The organism is Parabacteroides merdae ATCC 43184 (genome assembly GCF_025151215.1).
Lineage (GTDB): Bacteria > Bacteroidota > Bacteroidia > Bacteroidales > Tannerellaceae > Parabacteroides > Parabacteroides merdae.
On sequence record NZ_CP102286.1, the window covers coordinates 3,120,849 to 3,137,026 of the forward strand.

Annotated in this window: 14 protein-coding genes; 2 read left to right on the forward strand and 12 right to left on the reverse strand. The window is 45.1% G+C overall.

The window, feature by feature from the left end; all coding sequences use genetic code 11:
- Nucleotides 1-73 precede the first annotated feature (73 nt).
- On the forward strand, nucleotides 74-1,084 hold the full coding sequence (locus NQ542_RS13055) for an aspartate-semialdehyde dehydrogenase (protein ID WP_005633219.1): 1,011 nt from the start codon (nucleotides 74-76) through the stop codon (nucleotides 1,082-1,084).
- Between the two features lie 118 nt (nucleotides 1,085-1,202).
- Here NQ542_RS13055 and rfbD read toward each other — a convergent pair whose 3' ends face one another.
- The 3 genes from rfbD to NQ542_RS13070 all read right to left on the reverse strand — a co-directional run bounded on the left by rfbD (nucleotide 1,203) and on the right by NQ542_RS13070 (nucleotide 3,862).
- Entirely contained in the window at nucleotides 1,203-2,093 is an 891-nt protein-coding gene (gene rfbD, locus NQ542_RS13060) for a dTDP-4-dehydrorhamnose reductase (RefSeq protein WP_005633221.1), read from the reverse strand.
- On the reverse strand, nucleotides 2,093-3,313 hold the full coding sequence (locus NQ542_RS13065; RefSeq protein WP_005633223.1) for a DcaP family trimeric outer membrane transporter: 1,221 nt from the start codon (nucleotides 3,311-3,313) through the stop codon (nucleotides 2,093-2,095). Before NQ542_RS13065 ends, rfbD begins: the two co-directional genes overlap by 1 nt.
- 276 nt (nucleotides 3,314-3,589) lie before the next feature.
- A complete protein-coding gene (locus tag NQ542_RS13070; protein ID WP_224204833.1) occupies nucleotides 3,590-3,862 on the reverse strand; it encodes a hypothetical protein in 273 nt (90 codons plus the stop codon).
- Nucleotides 3,863-4,105: 243 nt separating this feature from the next.
- Here NQ542_RS13070 and NQ542_RS13075 point away from each other — a divergent pair, with 243 nt between their 5' ends.
- Nucleotides 4,106-5,470: a TrpB-like pyridoxal phosphate-dependent enzyme gene (locus tag NQ542_RS13075; RefSeq protein ID WP_005633229.1), complete on the forward strand. Its 1,365-nt coding sequence runs from the start codon at nucleotides 4,106-4,108 to the stop codon at nucleotides 5,468-5,470.
- 140 nt (nucleotides 5,471-5,610) lie between these two features.
- Here the strand turns inward: NQ542_RS13075 and NQ542_RS13080 are convergent, their stop codons facing one another.
- The 9 genes from NQ542_RS13080 to NQ542_RS13120 form a co-directional block, all read right to left on the reverse strand.
- Complete coding sequence (locus NQ542_RS13080) at nucleotides 5,611-6,021, reverse strand: DUF3836 domain-containing protein (protein WP_005633231.1); 411 nt, start codon at nucleotides 6,019-6,021, stop codon at nucleotides 5,611-5,613.
- 189 nt (nucleotides 6,022-6,210) lie between these two features.
- Nucleotides 6,211-6,423 (reverse strand): helix-turn-helix domain-containing protein, encoded by a 213-nt coding sequence (locus NQ542_RS13085; RefSeq protein WP_005633234.1) that lies wholly within the window; start codon nucleotides 6,421-6,423, stop codon nucleotides 6,211-6,213.
- Nucleotides 6,424-6,739: 316 nt separating this feature from the next.
- On the reverse strand, nucleotides 6,740-7,405 hold the full coding sequence (locus NQ542_RS13090; protein ID WP_005633238.1) for a DUF2975 domain-containing protein: 666 nt from the start codon (nucleotides 7,403-7,405) through the stop codon (nucleotides 6,740-6,742).
- Nucleotides 7,406-7,461: 56 nt separating this feature from the next.
- Nucleotides 7,462-9,237 (reverse strand): signal peptide peptidase SppA, encoded by a 1,776-nt coding sequence (gene sppA, locus NQ542_RS13095; RefSeq protein ID WP_005633239.1) that lies wholly within the window; start codon nucleotides 9,235-9,237, stop codon nucleotides 7,462-7,464.
- Nucleotides 9,238-9,702: 465 nt separating this feature from the next.
- Nucleotides 9,703-10,377 (reverse strand): DUF2461 domain-containing protein, encoded by a 675-nt coding sequence (locus tag NQ542_RS13100; protein ID WP_005633243.1) that lies wholly within the window; start codon nucleotides 10,375-10,377, stop codon nucleotides 9,703-9,705.
- 15 nt (nucleotides 10,378-10,392) lie between these two features.
- Nucleotides 10,393-12,603: a patatin-like phospholipase family protein gene (locus NQ542_RS13105; RefSeq protein ID WP_036723915.1), complete on the reverse strand. Its 2,211-nt coding sequence runs from the start codon at nucleotides 12,601-12,603 to the stop codon at nucleotides 10,393-10,395.
- A 169-nt stretch (nucleotides 12,604-12,772) separates the two neighbouring features.
- On the reverse strand, nucleotides 12,773-13,351 hold the full coding sequence (locus NQ542_RS13110) for a hypothetical protein (RefSeq protein ID WP_005633247.1): 579 nt from the start codon (nucleotides 13,349-13,351) through the stop codon (nucleotides 12,773-12,775).
- Between the two features lie 3 nt (nucleotides 13,352-13,354).
- The gene (locus tag NQ542_RS13115; RefSeq protein ID WP_005633249.1) at nucleotides 13,355-14,560 is read right to left on the reverse strand and encodes a 6-bladed beta-propeller; all 1,206 of its coding nucleotides are present in this window, start codon (nucleotides 14,558-14,560) and stop codon (nucleotides 13,355-13,357) included.
- 33 nt (nucleotides 14,561-14,593) lie between these two features.
- Nucleotides 14,594-16,147, reverse strand: a complete 1,554-nt coding sequence (locus NQ542_RS13120; RefSeq protein WP_005649613.1) for a tetratricopeptide repeat protein — start codon at nucleotides 16,145-16,147, stop codon at nucleotides 14,594-14,596.
- Nucleotides 16,148-16,178: the final 31 nt, after the last annotated feature.

A 16,178-nucleotide genomic window follows, 5' to 3' on the forward strand; every position in this document is an offset into this window, starting at 1 on the left:
GAAATGCAAAGCTTTCCGTAAACGTTGTAAAGTTATACTATTTTTTTTATAAACAAATTAATTAGTGCTCAAAATGAAAGTAGCAATTGTTGGAGTGAGTGGAGCGGTAGGACAGGAATTCCTGCGCGTACTCGACGAGAGAAACTTCCCAATGGATGAGCTTGTGCTTTTTGGCTCATCTCGCAGTGCCGGACGTGTTTATACTTTCCGTGGTAAACAAATTACCGTCAAGGAGCTTAAGCATAACGACGACTTCAAGGGAATCGATGTTGCTTTTGTTTCGGCCGGTGGCGGTACTTCTATCGAATTCGCAGAAACCATTACGAAATATGGTACTGTGATGATCGACAATTCCAGCGCATTCCGCATGGACAACGATGTACCTTTGGTAGTTCCCGAAGTGAATCCGGAAGATGCACTGAATCGTCCGCGCGGTATCATTGCCAATCCGAACTGTACCACCATCCAGATGGTCGTTGCATTGAAGGCAATCGAAGGCCTGTCGCACATCAAGCGTGTACACGTATCGACCTACCAGGCTGCCAGCGGTGCAGGCGCAACAGCAATGGCCGAACTGGTAAAACAATATGAACAACTGCTGAAAGGCGAAGAACCGACTGTGGAAAAGTTCGCTTATCAACTGGCTTACAATGTCATCCCTCACGTAGACGTATTTACGGATAACGGCTACACGAAGGAAGAGATGAAGATGTATAATGAAACACGCAAGATCATGCACTCTGACATCGAGGTGAGCGCAACTTGTGTACGTGTTCCGGTTATGCGTGCCCACAGCGAAGCGACTTGGGTAGAGACAGAACGACCGGTCAGCGTAGAAGAAGCTCGTAAGGCGTTCGCCGAAGCCGAAGGTGTCATCCTGCAGGACGAACCAGCGAAGAAAGACTATCCGATGCCGTTGTTCATCGCTGGAAAAGACCCAGTTTATGTGGGCCGTATCCGTAAGGATATCACGAACCCGAACGGCTTGACATTCTGGACAGTAAGCGACCAGATCAAAAAAGGGGCAGCCCTGAATGCTGTACAGATTGCAGAATATCTGTTGAAAGTAAAGAATATCGGATAAACGATATACGATATTTGGATATAAAGAGAAGGAGATGTCAAAACTCCTTTATCAGGATCTTTTAGGCACGGATTTACACGGATAAATTTATTTTCTTTCCGTGTAATCCGTGCCTAAATTATATCTTCATTTCTTTCAGTCCTTCTTCCAGCGTATGCGGGCGATAGCCCAATTCGCGTTTTGCTTTTTCGATGGACAGTCCGCTATTGCGTGGACGTGGCGTTGCCTCCTTCATCTCTTCCGTTGTGACCGGACAGATCAGTGAACGATCCAGTCCGAAATAATCGGCTACACGGTATGCCATTTCTGCGATAGAAAGATATTCCGCGCCACAGATATGATAAATACCGGAATCATCGGTATGCACAAGCCGTTCCACTCCGTCGGCAATATCCTCTACCCAAGTCGGTGTGCGATATTGATCGGCGACGACACGGATCTCTTGCCCTGCTTCCAAGCGGTTCTTGACTAATTGAAGGACATTGCCATGCTGTCCCGGCAACGCTTTCCCATAGACGACAACCACACGGACAATAGCATAGTTGCGGCAAATACTCGCTACCGCCTGTTCTCCCTGATACTTGGTCACGCCATAGTAATTGAGCGGAGCGGGCAGATCTTCTTCCGTATAAAGACGGTCACTTCTCCCGTCAAACACAAAGTCTGTCGACAAATGGATCAATCGGCTCCCCTGATGCTCGCAACAATACGCCAAGTTCTCTACCGCCGACACGTTAATGGCATACGCCTCCTCACGGTGCTGCTCGCAATAATCCGGGACGGAAAGAGCCGAACAATTGACAACGACATCAGGACAGATATGGTCGAACAAGGCCTCCACCGCCGGATAGTCGTTGATGTCCAACCGGACGGAAGTATGGTTCCCTCCCGGACGGATATCCGGATGAAGGGAACAGCCGAATACTTCGCAGGCCCCGTTCTCCGAAAGGTTATCCAGGATTCTTCTCCCGACAAACCCATTAGCACCTATAACCAATATCTTTTTCATCAAAACATATAGATCAGAACACCCAACACACGGTGGTTCGTCACCGAATGCGTGTTTTCTATTTTACCATTTTCTGCATTCATATCTCCATACCAGGCAAGAGAAGGACTGTATTCCACTCCCAGCTTCCAGTGGGGCAGATTATAAGAGAGTTGGAGGTTGGTAGTAAACACCTGATCCACCTCCAATCCGACACCATAGGTCGGCCCGGCAATCGTCTTTCCCGTTCCTAAGTTCTTCAGATAGCCGACAAAGATTCCCGGTTTCCATTTCTTGCCATAGACTATATTCAGCCAAGTCATGGAATGACGGTAAGGCGTATACTCCTGTTCACCTGTACGCGGATCGACAGAGGTAACCGCATAACCACCCAACATACAGGCTTGCGTCAGATTGGAAGCCAGCAACGTCTTACCTGCAATCACCCAATCCTGAGTCATATATTTGGCATATGCCTCAAAAGACAACGAAGTGACCCGCTCGTTCACTTTATACACCCGGTCGTCCACCGTCGTTTGCTGTCGGGGTTTCAAGGACAGCACTTCCATGCCGACGCCGGCAATCAAACCATCAACCTTATAATCAGCCGAGACGTAGACTTCCGGGATGCAGCTGTTCTTGATATATTCCTCGCTTTTTCCGTTCGGGCCGGCAGACAAATACTGCAACTGCCACAACACGGCTCCTGTCAGCTGCAACCCTTTGCCCGACGTGTACCGGTAACGGATCTGAGGGCTACGGTTAAACGGTTGGAAAGGCGCACCGGTCGAAAGGTTCAACATTTGCGGAGATACATCGCCGAACAACGGATGCCAGGTTTGTCCTACCAGTACCGCCGATTTTCCCCAATCTAAGTTGACATAAGCATGGCGAATACGCAAGACCGCCCAGTTGCTTCCGGAGCCGCGAAAATCCGCCTCTAACTTGGCTGTTGTCACGGCTTTCCCGATATTCGGTCCCGTCACGTCTACTCCCAAACGGGAATAGAGCAGATAGAAACTCCCGTTTGCCGTGGCATTCAGGTCATTACCATCGGCATCCAAATTCTTGTCTTTAGGATAAAGGTGGAATAGCCCATCCACAATTTCAGCATTGGCACGTGAATTATAAAACAGGTCGCCACGCACCTGTCCATAAAATTTATAAGAAAAATTCTTTTTCTGAGCATGACCGGCCATAACCATGCATAAGGCCGCGAAGAGTAGCAAATATCTTTTCATTTCTGTCTTTTCAAATTGATTGCAAAGGTAAGGAAGTTTGGGATTACTGCAAAACAAGAAGAGTCTTACTACACCTTAACCTTATCCGAAAAACAGGAAATATCCTGGTAAAAGCCTCCCTGACACCCATACAAAAAACGGAGAGAATAACATTTTAATACATTCACACCAAGCAAGTCGTAGTTCCACTATAGGGAACCATCAGTTTTATTCAAAGATAATTCTTAGAGCTCTGAAAAACGCTTGGAAAAAGGAACAGGGAAATTCTTCGAGCCTTTAAAAGTAATACATCACAAGTCCCAATATACGATGGTTCGTGACACTATGCGTATTGACGGTCTTGCCAAAGGCTTTGTCCGTATCACCATACCAAGCTGTCGTCGGCATATATTCCATACCGATTTGCCAATGGGGCAGATTGTAGGAGAAAGCGATATTGGTAGAGAAAACTGGTCTATATCCAATCCCATACCATACTCGGTGGCGGAAACTAATACGTCGGCCGTTCCCAAGTTCTTGGTATAACCGGCAAAGAAGTGCCCCTTCCATTTCGTCCCGCAAGTGAAATTAATCCAAGATGTGGAATGCCGGAAAGGCCATGCAGATGCCGGCCAGCAGTAATATCAGCTTTTTCATTCTTATAGTTTGTTACCAGTTTAACAGAGTTGAGCCACAAAGATATATATTTTCCTGTATTTCATTTGAAGAACGAAATATTATTTGTTACTTTGCTTCCAAGTTGTAAGCCTTAAAGGCCAAATCGATTAATAATGTAAACTACATAACAACATCATGGAAAGTAAGAAATTTTTACTGCAGGAGAAAGATATTCCTACAGCCTGGTACAACATCGTAGCAGACATGGAGAATAAACCGCTTCCTCCGCTCAACCCCAAAACAAAGGAACCGCTCAAGCCTGAAGATCTCTATCCTCTATTTGCCAAAGGATTGGTAGACCAGGAGATGAACCAGACGGATGCCTGGATCGAAATCCCGGAAGAAGTTCGCGACATGTATAAAATCTGGCGTCCGACTCCGTTGGTCCGCGCTTACGGACTTGAAAAAGCACTCGACACGCCGGCTCACATCTACTTCAAGAACGAAAGTGTCAGCCCTGTCGGATCTCATAAACTGAATTCCGCTATTCCGCAGGCCTATTTCTGCAAAAAGGAAGGCGTGACCAATGTCACGACCGAAACAGGCGCCGGACAATGGGGAGCTTCCATGGCTATGGCCGCCAAACATTTCGGATTGGAACTGGCTGTCTATATGGTAAAGGTCAGCTACAACCAGAAACCCTACCGCCGTTCTATCATGCAGACGTTCGGAGCCGAGGTGATCGCCTCGCCCAGTATGAGTACACGTGCGGGCCGCGACATTATCACCAAGCACCCGAATTATCAGGGAAGCCTGGGAACAGCCATCTCCGAAGCGGTCGAGTTGGCTATGCAGACGCCCAATTGTAAATATGTATTGGGTAGCGTGCTGAACCATGTGATGCTCCACCAGACAGTTATCGGCCTGGAAGCTGAAAAACAAATGGAGATGGCAGGAGAATACCCGGACGTAGTTATCGCTTGTTTCGGTGGTGGTTCAAACTTCTCCGGTATTGCATTCCCATTCCTGCGTCATAAGCTGACACAAGGAAAAAATATCCGTATCGTGGCTGCCGAACCGGCCTCCTGCCCGAAACTGACACGTGGACAATTCCAGTACGACTTCGGTGACGAAGCCGGCTACACGCCACTGCTTCCGATGTTCACTTTAGGGCATAACTTCGCCCCGGCCAATATACACGCAGGCGGTCTGCGTTATCACGGTGCAGGTTCTATCGTCAGCCAATTAAAGAAAGACGGCCTGATGGATGCTGTAGATATCCAGCAGCTTGAAACATTCAAAGCTGCCACGTTATTCGCTCAGAGCGAAGGCATTATACCGGCACCCGAATCTTCCCACGCTATCGCTGCCGCTATTCGCGAAGCAGAGCAGGCTAAAATCGAAGGCAAACCACGTACGATCCTGTTCAACCTGTCCGGTCACGGCTTGATCGACATGGCCGCTTACGACCAGTATCTGGCAGGCGACCTGACAAACTACGAAGTCACAGACGCCGATGTAGAGAAGAATCTTTCGGAAATAGAGAAGATCATTAAATAAAAACAAGATAAACTCCGATCATTTTCGTGATCTCACGAAAATGATCGGAGCAAATGAAAATGGCGCTAATAACAGGGACTCACGTCTTTTGTTATTCGCGCCATTTTCGGTTGTGTCTATGAAATATTCTAAAATAGGTATTATGAGAAAATGTCGTTATAACTTGTTGCCGGAGCAACCATATTCTGGACATTTAAGCTAAAACTTTTCTTCTTTTTATCCCACATTCCGTATGTGGTGTTGATTTCCCCTGTTTCTGCATCGTATGAATAAGTCGTCAGATAATAGGGAACCCACTCATCCTTACTCTTATTCCAGCGATATGCCTTCTTTTCTGACACTTTGCCGTTTTCATTGTAAGAAAATTCATATTTAACTTCTTTATTCAAAAGCCCATTGTCATTTAAGAAAATGACTTTTGAAATAACCTTACCATTCTCTTCCTTCGTATCATACATGTACTCTCTGGGAGAGGCTGCGCTCATTGCAAGATTACACAAGAACATAACTGCAAGAACAAGAATGCTTTTACTTAAAATCGAAGTCTTCATATAATTATTACTTTAAGATTACTTTCAAATTGCGGTGCAAATGTAGGTACTATTCCATAACCAACCAAACTTTTGCTTACATATTGTCAGCATACACATCTAATTTAACAATATTAAGCACTTCGTCCGCCTTTATATGGCCTGGCATACTTACATATTGTAAGAAAATAATCATTCATATCCAAGACTTCACGTTTCATCTTCCTTAAATTCGAGTATATCCGCCGGTTGGCAATCGAGCTCCTTACAAATTGCCTCAAGAGTAGAAAAGCGTATAGCTTTGGCTTTACCCGTCTTTAGGATCGAAAGATTTGCCGGGGTAATACCGATACGATCGGCCAAATCACCCAAAGTGATCTTTCTTTTTGCCATCATCACATCCAAATTCACTATTATAGCCATATCTTACTCCTCTGATTATTCGTCAATTACGACATTATGAATTTCACTACCCGCATCTCCAGATGTTTGCCAAGCTGGAATACTCAAACTCCGATTCAAGCAATAAATACAGGCAGCAGATAATATTATACTAAGAACGGAGAACCCAGTAAAGGGCATTCCCCCATTATTTCATATACGGAACAGACATTCGGGTAATAAATTATAAGCAAGACCGAAATTCCATTCACAATCATATCCGAAAGAATACATAGACTCAAACTGCCGGAACAATAAAAAAGACATCGCTTGTGTCTTATTTATCATGATCAGATTCTTAAATTGTCAACTCCTGTTCCTCTTTCATCTGCAGACCGATTGCAAAAATACGACCTACCAATAAAGCAATCAGGCCCATTATCAATGTCATCGGCTGAAAGTCACACCAGAAATTATGTTCATAACCTTCCAACTCGAATAATCGGGTTGCCTCCCAGTAATTCGTTATCATATAAGCTTGTGTCAGTATGAAAGAGATCAGCAGATTGCGTCCGATGCGATTCAAACGGCGTACATTCATCCAATCGAATATCACCTCGTGATTAATCGCATTGATAAGCTTATAGAATTGGATGATCGCTTTTATAATAAAGAACAGACCGATCAGTATAAGGAAACTTACATATCTTGCAATTCCAACATCTTTGGATTTCGCCCAGACCAATGTCTTGATATGTGAAGCCGGATACCACTCCTGATCCTTCTGATTGAATAGCTTATCTGAAGTGGCAGCCAAAGATTTCGGCCATAAACTAAGAGTCATCGGGCTTAATATTCCCGCACTAATGTTTGTTGTTCCCTGCTCATGCGCTTCTTCAGCCTGTGACATTCCTTCTTTGAAACCGTCCACAAATGCATTACCCATCGAATAGATGCTCGGAACCAAAGACAAACCGACAAAGAAAAATATCAAAACACAGATTAAATTCAATTGCTTTTTCATAACCTATAGCATTCTTGCTTAAGAAGAAGGGCGGGCAAACCCCGCCCTACCTTCCATTATAAACCTTTTATATCAAACGGCATACGGGCAATAATACCGGATTCCGTTTCAGCCCGGCGGATCGTTGAGAACAGTTTGAATTGCTCTTCGCCCATTACAGATTTGGCGATGGAGACTTTTACTTCATCCATCTGCTTCTCCATGAATTTGGTAAAGAAATCTTTCGGGCCATCTGCTACTATTACAGAATAATCAGTCAATTCCGCTAAAGTCGCAGCCTCTTTGATCGCATCATCCATGCCGCCCAACTGGTCGACCAAACCTCTTTCCAATGCCTGTTCGCCTGTCCATACACGTCCTTGTCCGATCGAATCGATCTCAGCTTTTGTCATGCCGCGGCCATCTGCGCAACGAGTCAGGAATAAATCATATGTTTGTTCTACACCACGCTGGATCAACGCCTTTTCATCTTCACGCATCGGACGACTGATGTCCCCCAAATCAGCGAATGTATTTGTCTTTACGATATCCGTAGTTACACCTACCTTATCAAATGTTCCGGTAAAATTACGGACGACACCGAATACACCGATTGAACCTGTCAAAGTCGTACGTTCGGCGACAATCTTGTTTGCGGCACAAGAGATGTAATAGCCACCGGAAGCAGCATAGTTACCCATCGAAACAACGATCGGCTTCTTAGCTTTCAGCTCGACCACTTCTTTCCATATCTGTTCGGAGATATAAGCGCTACCGCCCGGAGAGTTCACACGAAAGACTACGGCTTTTACATCATCGTCATCTTTCAGCTTGCGCAATTTATTTGCCATTTCTTCTGAAATCACCTGTTCGTCGGCACTGAAAGGAGAAGAAGAATCTTCGTCTCGGATTTCACCTTCCGCATACAAGACAGCGATCTTATTCTTGTTCTCTTTTTCTTTTACTTTGATAGAGACAATTTTGTCCACTCCGGCAGTTTTCAGCTTGCCCTTCACATCCTGTCCGGCCATTTCTTTCACACAGTTTTCCACCTCATACCGATAACGAAGCCCGTCCGCCAATTTATAATCGACAGCATTGGAAGCCTGGCCCATTGCAAGACCTTCGTTCAGGTAACGATCCAATTCGTCGGAAGAGATATTACGGCTTTTCTCGATAGCGGTTGTCAAGTTCCCCCATACGCTGCCCAAGAAAGAAGTCAACTGTTCACGATTGGCATCGCTAAACTTTTTCAGGAAAAACGGTTCTACGGCACTCTTATAAGTTCCAACCTTAAAGATATAATGTTCCACTCCGATTTTCTCAGCCAACCCGGTAAAAAACAACCCCTGTGATGCAAGACCAACCAACGAGACGCTACCTTGCGGATTTAGGAAAACAGAGTCAGCTACGCTACACAGGTAATAAGCCCCCTGCGTATAATAATCGCCGTATGACACGATAAACTTACCGCTATCCTTAAAGTCCTCCAACTCGCGGCGGATCGCCTCAATCCCTGCAAAGCCTGTAGAAAGCGAACCGGCTTCCAGATAAATACCTTTAATATTATCGTTTGCCTTTGCACGGCGGATCGCTTTGATCACATCCGACACAGCCATTTGATTGCTACTTTCTCCCATCAGTTCCGAAAAAGGATTCTTCACAGCCTGATCGACCAAGACACCATCCAAAGACAATTTGAACACCGTGTTCTTATCCGGTTTGTACTCGGAAGAACCGTCAGCACTGGCGGCTACTCCTATGATGAAAAAAATGGAACCCATTGTTACGATTCCCAAAGCAACCAACACTCCCAGCGTGGATGCAAATACCGTTTTGAAGAATTGTTTCATAATGTTTTATGTAATTATTGTTCGTTTTTCAAATAATATTTATCGTTTTTCGATATTCAAAAGAATATATTATTTCTGACTCCACCAAATATTTTTATTGTTTTTCGATAAAAATATTACGAAACACAGAAAATATATATTGAAAGTAAGCGTCAACCTTCATCAGAGACCAAATCAGCTCCGGAAGGCTCTATTTAAGTGACAATCGCCATGCTACTATTGTCAAACAGCCTGCTCATAGACCTTTTGCCTTTAGTCGAAAGCCTTTTCGCCCTTGGTCAAAAGCCCTTTCGACACTGGTCAAAAACCTTTTCGACTAAGGGCGAAAAGCAAAGGAGTGGTAGTAATAGTTGTTAATACCTGTGTATTTGTTGATTAATTGATATTGTAACGTCTTTGTTTTTCACTTAAATATATAGAGGTGAAACCGAAGAGGCATGGTCAACCTATTTCAGGACGAGACAATCAGACTCTTCCTAAATACTCATCCACCGTATAATTCAAGAATTGGTTGAACGGATATAAAAGTTTGAAATCTTCAACGGCCTTATCCATCCAATCCGGTTCGAAAAAGAATTCATCCGGTTTATAGGAGACGACACTGAAATCTTTGTGACGTAGGATTTCGTCATATTTGAAATCGGAAGGATAGCCGGCAGGCATACGTTTCAGGACTTCACCCTCCATTGTCGGATATGTCTTCTTGAAAGCCGGCTTTTCCATGATGGCGACAAAATCTTCTATATTTTCATAAATGTCTTTACGGAGTGCTTTCAGCAAGGCAGGCGGCGGACACCAAACACCTCCCGAAAGCAGGCAGCCACCCGGTTCAAGATGAATATAATAGCCGGCACGCTCGCTGCCCCGTCCGCCACAGGAAGCCATATAGGCTGCAAAATGAATCTTATACGGAGTCTTGTCCGGTGAAAAACGAATATCCCGGTAAATGCGGAACAGGCAATCTTTCGCCTCCAATCCGGCTATTTCCGGATCGAAGAGGGCGATCCGGTCAATCAGTTGTTGTACTTCGTCAATAAAACCCTTGCGAAGGGAATCGTAACGGCTTTTATTGGCCTGAAACCATTCCCGGTTATTGTTCTGACGCAGTTCCGTCAGGAATTGTATTATTTCTGCATTCATCCTTTGATATATTATTTAAAACATAAATCCCAAATTCATATAAAACTGCAAATGCGAATTACGGTTGGACATGCCGAACGTTGCACTCAAAGGACCGGCAATACTGTTATAGGCATATCCCAGGCTGCCTCCCCAAAGGCTTTTCCCCTCCAGCAGATGAAAAAAATCGTTGTTATGAATGCCATAGTTGCCGGTCAGCGTGATATAATTGTTCCCCGCAATACGTTGCCGGAGCTGGAGGCGAGCCACCACGACCGAATTATCCAGGATTTCCACATGATTGATCCCGGCAAAAGGCAATTGCTGAGACAAATAACGTCCGAACGTCTCCCCACCGATCGCATTTAAGAACGGAAAAGCCGTATTTCCCCCGATCAGGACACGCCCGTAAAACGCAGGCAACAAACTCAAACGTGAACTAATGGGACAAACCGTCATAAACTTCAAGCCGATAGCCGAGAAAGGAGAGCTACCGTTATATTTCACAAAGTTGTCCGTATAGAGTGAATAGTCCGCCTCCAAAGAAACTCCCCTATTTGGGAAATACCGCCGGTCCAATGTTTCGAGATGTGCCGATGCGAAATAACTAAAAAAGCCCTCCGGTTTCACAGTATACAATTCATCACTCCCTGTGTAAAGAAAGGAATTATAATTAAAATATTCATAACGCAGTCCGGCCTTCACCTTAAAGCTCAACCAGTTCATATCCGAATAAGCGAATTCTGCAAGATGGTGTGTATAGGTGGTGTTAAACCGTTTATCTCCCTTCTCATAAATGTCCAAATTATTATAGCTGAACTTATACGACAAATTGAAATTGCGCAGCGGAGAACGTTCTATCGAGTAATCCAGCATAGCAGAAGATATCTTACTCCCCACACGCCCGGTAAAAGCAAAACGGGAATGATTCCGTTTCCCCTTATGATAGGTGGCATTCACCAACACTCCGATGATTTCCTCCGAATCGAAACGTATACCTAAATTCACAGAACTTTCCGATTTAGGCTGCAAGGTCAAGACCAGATCCTGCTGGCTCTCGCCGGTCAGTTTGTAGTTTACATAAGCATAGGCATTTGTCCCGACCAGAATAGACATGGATTTGCGCAGTTCCTTCAACGTAATATGACTGTTCTCCTTTAGCGCACAGATACGATGCAACCAGTTCAGGTCGCGCGGATCGGCTCCATCGAAACGAATATGACGGACATAGAATGTATCAGCAGGCAAAACAGGACGATGCGCCAGGCGCCGCGACTGTATAGAAAAGGTATCGGTATCCGAAAGACCGATCCTACGCTTCAAAGCCATGATTTCGTTCCAATGACGGCGAGCATCAGCTTCTCCCCTGTGTAACATCGTATCAAGAGCTGCAGGAGCAAAACTGGAAGAACGGTAAGGTTCCATATCCGGACGAAACAGCAGATCGGTCCGGTCACGGTTCCGCTCATATTTGTCATAGCCATGTAAAGCGATGATCTGCGTTGCGATGTCACCGGGAGAATGCAGGCGGTCGTAACTACGCAGATCGCTCGTTGCCAAATCCACGCCGATAACGATATCCGCTCCCATAGCAAGTGCGACATCCACCGGATAGTTATTGTTCAACCCGCCATCGACAAGCACCATACTGTCCAGCCGGACAGGGGTAAACACCGCCGGAATCGCCATACTGGCACGCATGGCAAGCGGAAGGCTGCCTTTGTGGAATACATAGTCTTTACCACTAACCATATCGACCGCCACACAAGCAAACGGGATCAGAAAAGAATTAAAATCGACCGAATCGTGATAACCGATCGTCAGGTCCGAAAAGAGGTTTTGCAAGTTCTGGCCTTTCACAACTCCATCGATCACCCGGTCTTTCTTCTCCAACCCGAAAGGTAAAGAGACTATATAACGCTCCGCCTTCTCTTTTTCAGGGAAGAGGAGATGACTACGTTTCACTTTGTCGCTCAACAACATATCCCAGTCTTGCAACTCTACCATTCTTTTGATCTCATCCGGGCTGTAACCGATAGCATACAAACCCCCGACAATCGCCCCCATACTGGTCCCAGCCACGATATCGATCGGTATACCGACTTCCTCCAACACTTTCAATACCCCGATATGCGCCACACCTTTTGCACCGCCACCGCCCAACACGACTGCGACTTTCTTGCGTTCTCCCGCCATCCCAGGCCAGGCAAGCAAGCATATAAGCAAAAGAGACAGGTATTTCTTCATCATCACAATCCCTTTTTTAGTTGTTATCCACAGATATATTCTTCTACGAGCAGACTCTTATCAATCGTTACTACTTCATAACGAATACCTTACTTATATCCAATGGCAAAGATATATTTTGTTATCACCTCACGCAATAAAAGGATTGAAAAAACATAACATGTGCCGTCTATTTTCCAACAAACAACAGCTCGAACCAGATATATTCTTTCATATCAAAAGCCTTATGCCACTCTTGCGGCGACAGTTTGGCATTCCGTACATCGCAATAGCTGCCGCCCTGTAGTAATTTTCCGTCTACCAGTATTTCGCGCAAAGCACCACTGGTGTAGGAAGTAAGCGGGATCGTATCTGAAGTAGAAAAAGGGCGGTCGGGATAGGTTTCCAATAAGATACAGTGCAGGATATCTTCCAGTTCTATCTCCTTGGTTATTTGTAAAGAATCGACATTCAATGTAAAACGTGCCGTATGTTTGTGGACTGGCTCGACTGCCATCTGTAGGCGCAAAACCGTATCTTGCATAAAGCAAGGCGTCTCGTTCAATATTTTATAACTCACCTTCCCGTTTTGGGAATATGCCATTCGTAACTGATACGGCCGGCCCTGGAAAGCACCGGTTATTTCCACACACTGGCTACTTGACGGAACATCCGTTTCCACATAACCAATACGGACCGGGACCGGTTGCTTAGGCGAACAGCCGGCAACCAGCCCGATCAATAGTACTATTCCAACAAAACGCATCATAGCTTATTTCATATAAACGACCATCAATACCGGATTATCATCTTCTGTCAATTTTTTCAATTGGGGATGTTCCAGGACTCCCGGATTCTTTTCTGCTTCTTTCATAATATCACCGGCCTCCCAGACAGAGACCAGAGTGTTCCGGTCCAAAGAAGTCGCCGGACGCAAAGGCAAAGCACCGGGGAAGTCGTTCTTGATATAACCTCCCGGAACGGAAAAACATTCCTTTGCTTTTTTGTCGTAAAGCACCATATGACGCTCCCGTTGTTTTTCTCCCGCCCAATAATTATAAGGCATAAAAAGCAATGAATCGGTTTCTATCACCTGGTTGCGGATATATGGAGCAGCAATCGTGTTGTAGGTCTTCCAGTCACCATCGCAGGCTTCCATGCGACAGTCAATGGGGATGGAATATTTGCCTAAATCGAAGATATAACGGGGTTGGAGCTCCTTTTCCGTCACAACGAACAAAGTATCATTGTAAAACTCTTTGTAGCAAATCAAATCTTTATAGCGGAACATGTATCTGTCTATGCCACTCATCATCAGCCACCTAGTTCCGCTTTTGACTTCAAACAGGTCCGAACGATAAAAGGTATTCAATATATTCTCTTTTTGGCTGGAGATATAGATACGTTCTTTTTGTTGCCCACTGCTATTCAACATGAAGGTCGCCACCAAGGTATCATTCAACATGGCAAATTGTGCCGTTTCCTTATCCGGTATCTTTATGTCATAAAGGAATTTTCCGGTTTCCATCTCATAGACATTGATCTTCCCGGAAGTTGTCAGCATAAAGATCAATCCCGTATCCTCGTTCACATCTATCTGTTGGAAATAGTTGAATTGTCCGGGACCACCACCCCTCGAACCGATGTTCCTGACAAACTTTCCATCCGTCGTATACTGATACAACCTCGTATTACTGGAAACAAACCAATATTTACCGGTCTTTACCACCTTCCCCGAATTTATAAAATCGATCAGGCACTTATCATTCGTTTCCAACGGAACATACTGTACGGAATCGGCAATATCGCTCAACTTAATCTCCCGCTCGACACCGACTCCTGCCTCGAACGGAATGGTTATCGGATACTCCGACTCCACAGGTTCGAATTCGACAGTTACCGGTTGTTCGACATTCTTTCCCGCACAAGCCGAAAGAAACACGACTACACTCAACAGAAATACTTTTCTATATTCCATATTTATATCGATTATATTGTTCAGATATTCTATCTATTCCAAGTCGGCGTCTTTCAACATTTTCCGTGCTTTCTCTTTTTCTTCCTTACTCAGGGCGAGCGTATCGAGTTTAGCACCGCTTTTACGCAATTCCTTTTCTTTTTCTCTGGCTTTTTTAATATGTTCCTGCATCTTCTCGCGCCTCAAACGTTCATCTTCCGGCATCTGCGGCAGTTGGGCGACCAAGGCACGCAGATCAGCGACAGCCAACTTCGTCTTCTTCCCATCGGGAGCCAACATCGTCACTTCATCGGCATTCCGGAAAAAGGCATCTTCACAAACCGCTTCCAAGAAAGGGCGGTAATTATAAAGATACTTTTGCGACTTGTCTGTCTTCATATAGGCTGTCAGGTAAGTGTATCTACTGAAAATCGTCTTTTGCAATTTTTCCTCCTGCTGAAAGAGTCCCGGATCGACATCCCAGTATTGTGTACTGATCTTATACAGGAAGTGCAACTGGGTTGGGTCTTCCTTCCATGCGGCATAATACAGCTTTTCCGCTTCGGGCCAACGGCCGTCCCTTTCCAAGGCATCACCTCGGAAGGTCGTCAACATATTAACTAGGAATTTTTTCGGCTGCATATTCGTTTCCGCCAGATCGAAAAGCTCATAAGCCCGTTTACGGTCGTATGTTTTTCCCAGGGAAGCGCCATACAACATGACTGTTTCCACATCCGTCGAATCTATTTCATAGGCCTTCTCCAGCAGCTCGACCCCATCAAGTGCATGACTGGACATATAGCGGGCCGCCCCCGCATATTTAAGATTCAAAAAAGAAGAATCGCCATCGGCCAATAGACCGGTATAGACTGAATCAGCCTGCTTATAATCTTTCGTCATATAGAGAGCCATCCCTTTACTCTGCCGTATCTGGCTGTTATCCGGATTATAGAACAAGGCGGTATCGCACACCTGCAAAGCTCCCTGTCCGTCCCCCATCCGCAATAACGTATTTATCAGAGAAGATGCCACACGCACATTTTCCGGGTTCAGCTCCAAAGCACGGGCATACAAAGAAAGGGCGATCATCGTATTAGGACCGGTCCCTCTTTTAATATGGCAATCAGCCAGCCCGGTCAGGATAGAAGGATTTTCACCTTCGATGGAAGCAAGTATATGATAGTGTTCCGTCGCTCGACCATAATCTCCCAACTGATAATAGAGACGCGCCAACTGATAGTTGGCATAGAAATTCATGCTGTCGGTTCCCAATACTTTACGATAACATTGTTTAGCTTCCGCTATCCTTCCGAAATTGATCGCATTCCTGGCAACGGCATTCAATGCATCCACATTGTTCGTATCCATCTTCAAGCAATGAGAAAAACACTGATAGGCCTCCTTATAGCGTAACAGCCCCTCATACGCCTGCCCGATTGCCGACATTGTAGCATAATCGGCTGAATCGGCAGGAGTAAGACTATCCGCACGTGCTACAACTTCCTGAAATTGTTTTTTATTGACCAATTCCTGAAGATTAAGACTCTGCGCCTGTCCCCAAAGGGACAGTACGCAAAGAAACAGTAATAGAGAAAACTTACATTTCATAATGGTATCGTATTAATGACCGATTCTGGTC

Bases quoted from the DNA above. Each gene is read 5' to 3' on its own strand.
- NQ542_RS13065 (WP_005633223.1), bottom strand. From the start codon at position 3,313: ATGAAAAGATATTTGCTACTCTTCGCGGCCTTATGCATGGTTATGGCC.
- NQ542_RS13075 (WP_005633229.1), top strand. From the start codon at position 4,106: ATGGAAAGTAAGAAATTTTTACTGCAGGAGAAAGATATTCCTACAGCC.
- NQ542_RS13100 (WP_005633243.1), bottom strand. From the start codon at position 10,377: ATGAATGCAGAAATAATACAATTCCTGACGGAACTGCGTCAGAACAAT.
- rfbD (WP_005633221.1), bottom strand. From the start codon at position 2,093: ATGAAAAAGATATTGGTTATAGGTGCTAATGGGTTTGTCGGGAGAAGA.
- sppA (WP_005633239.1), bottom strand. From the start codon at position 9,237: ATGAAACAATTCTTCAAAACGGTATTTGCATCCACGCTGGGAGTGTTG.
- NQ542_RS13115 (WP_005633249.1), bottom strand. From the start codon at position 14,560: ATGGAATATAGAAAAGTATTTCTGTTGAGTGTAGTCGTGTTTCTTTCG.
- NQ542_RS13110 (WP_005633247.1), bottom strand. From the start codon at position 13,351: ATGATGCGTTTTGTTGGAATAGTACTATTGATCGGGCTGGTTGCCGGC.
- NQ542_RS13080 (WP_005633231.1), bottom strand. From the start codon at position 6,021: ATGAAGACTTCGATTTTAAGTAAAAGCATTCTTGTTCTTGCAGTTATG.
- NQ542_RS13055 (WP_005633219.1), top strand. From the start codon at position 74: ATGAAAGTAGCAATTGTTGGAGTGAGTGGAGCGGTAGGACAGGAATTC.
- NQ542_RS13090 (WP_005633238.1), bottom strand. From the start codon at position 7,405: ATGAAAAAGCAATTGAATTTAATCTGTGTTTTGATATTTTTCTTTGTC.
- NQ542_RS13105 (WP_036723915.1), bottom strand. From the start codon at position 12,603: ATGAAGAAATACCTGTCTCTTTTGCTTATATGCTTGCTTGCCTGGCCT.
- NQ542_RS13085 (WP_005633234.1), bottom strand. From the start codon at position 6,423: ATGGCTATAATAGTGAATTTGGATGTGATGATGGCAAAAAGAAAGATC.
- NQ542_RS13120 (WP_005649613.1), bottom strand. From the start codon at position 16,147: ATGAAATGTAAGTTTTCTCTATTACTGTTTCTTTGCGTACTGTCCCTT.
- NQ542_RS13070 (WP_224204833.1), bottom strand. From the start codon at position 3,862: ATGGAAGGGGCACTTCTTTGCCGGTTATACCAAGAACTTGGGAACGGC.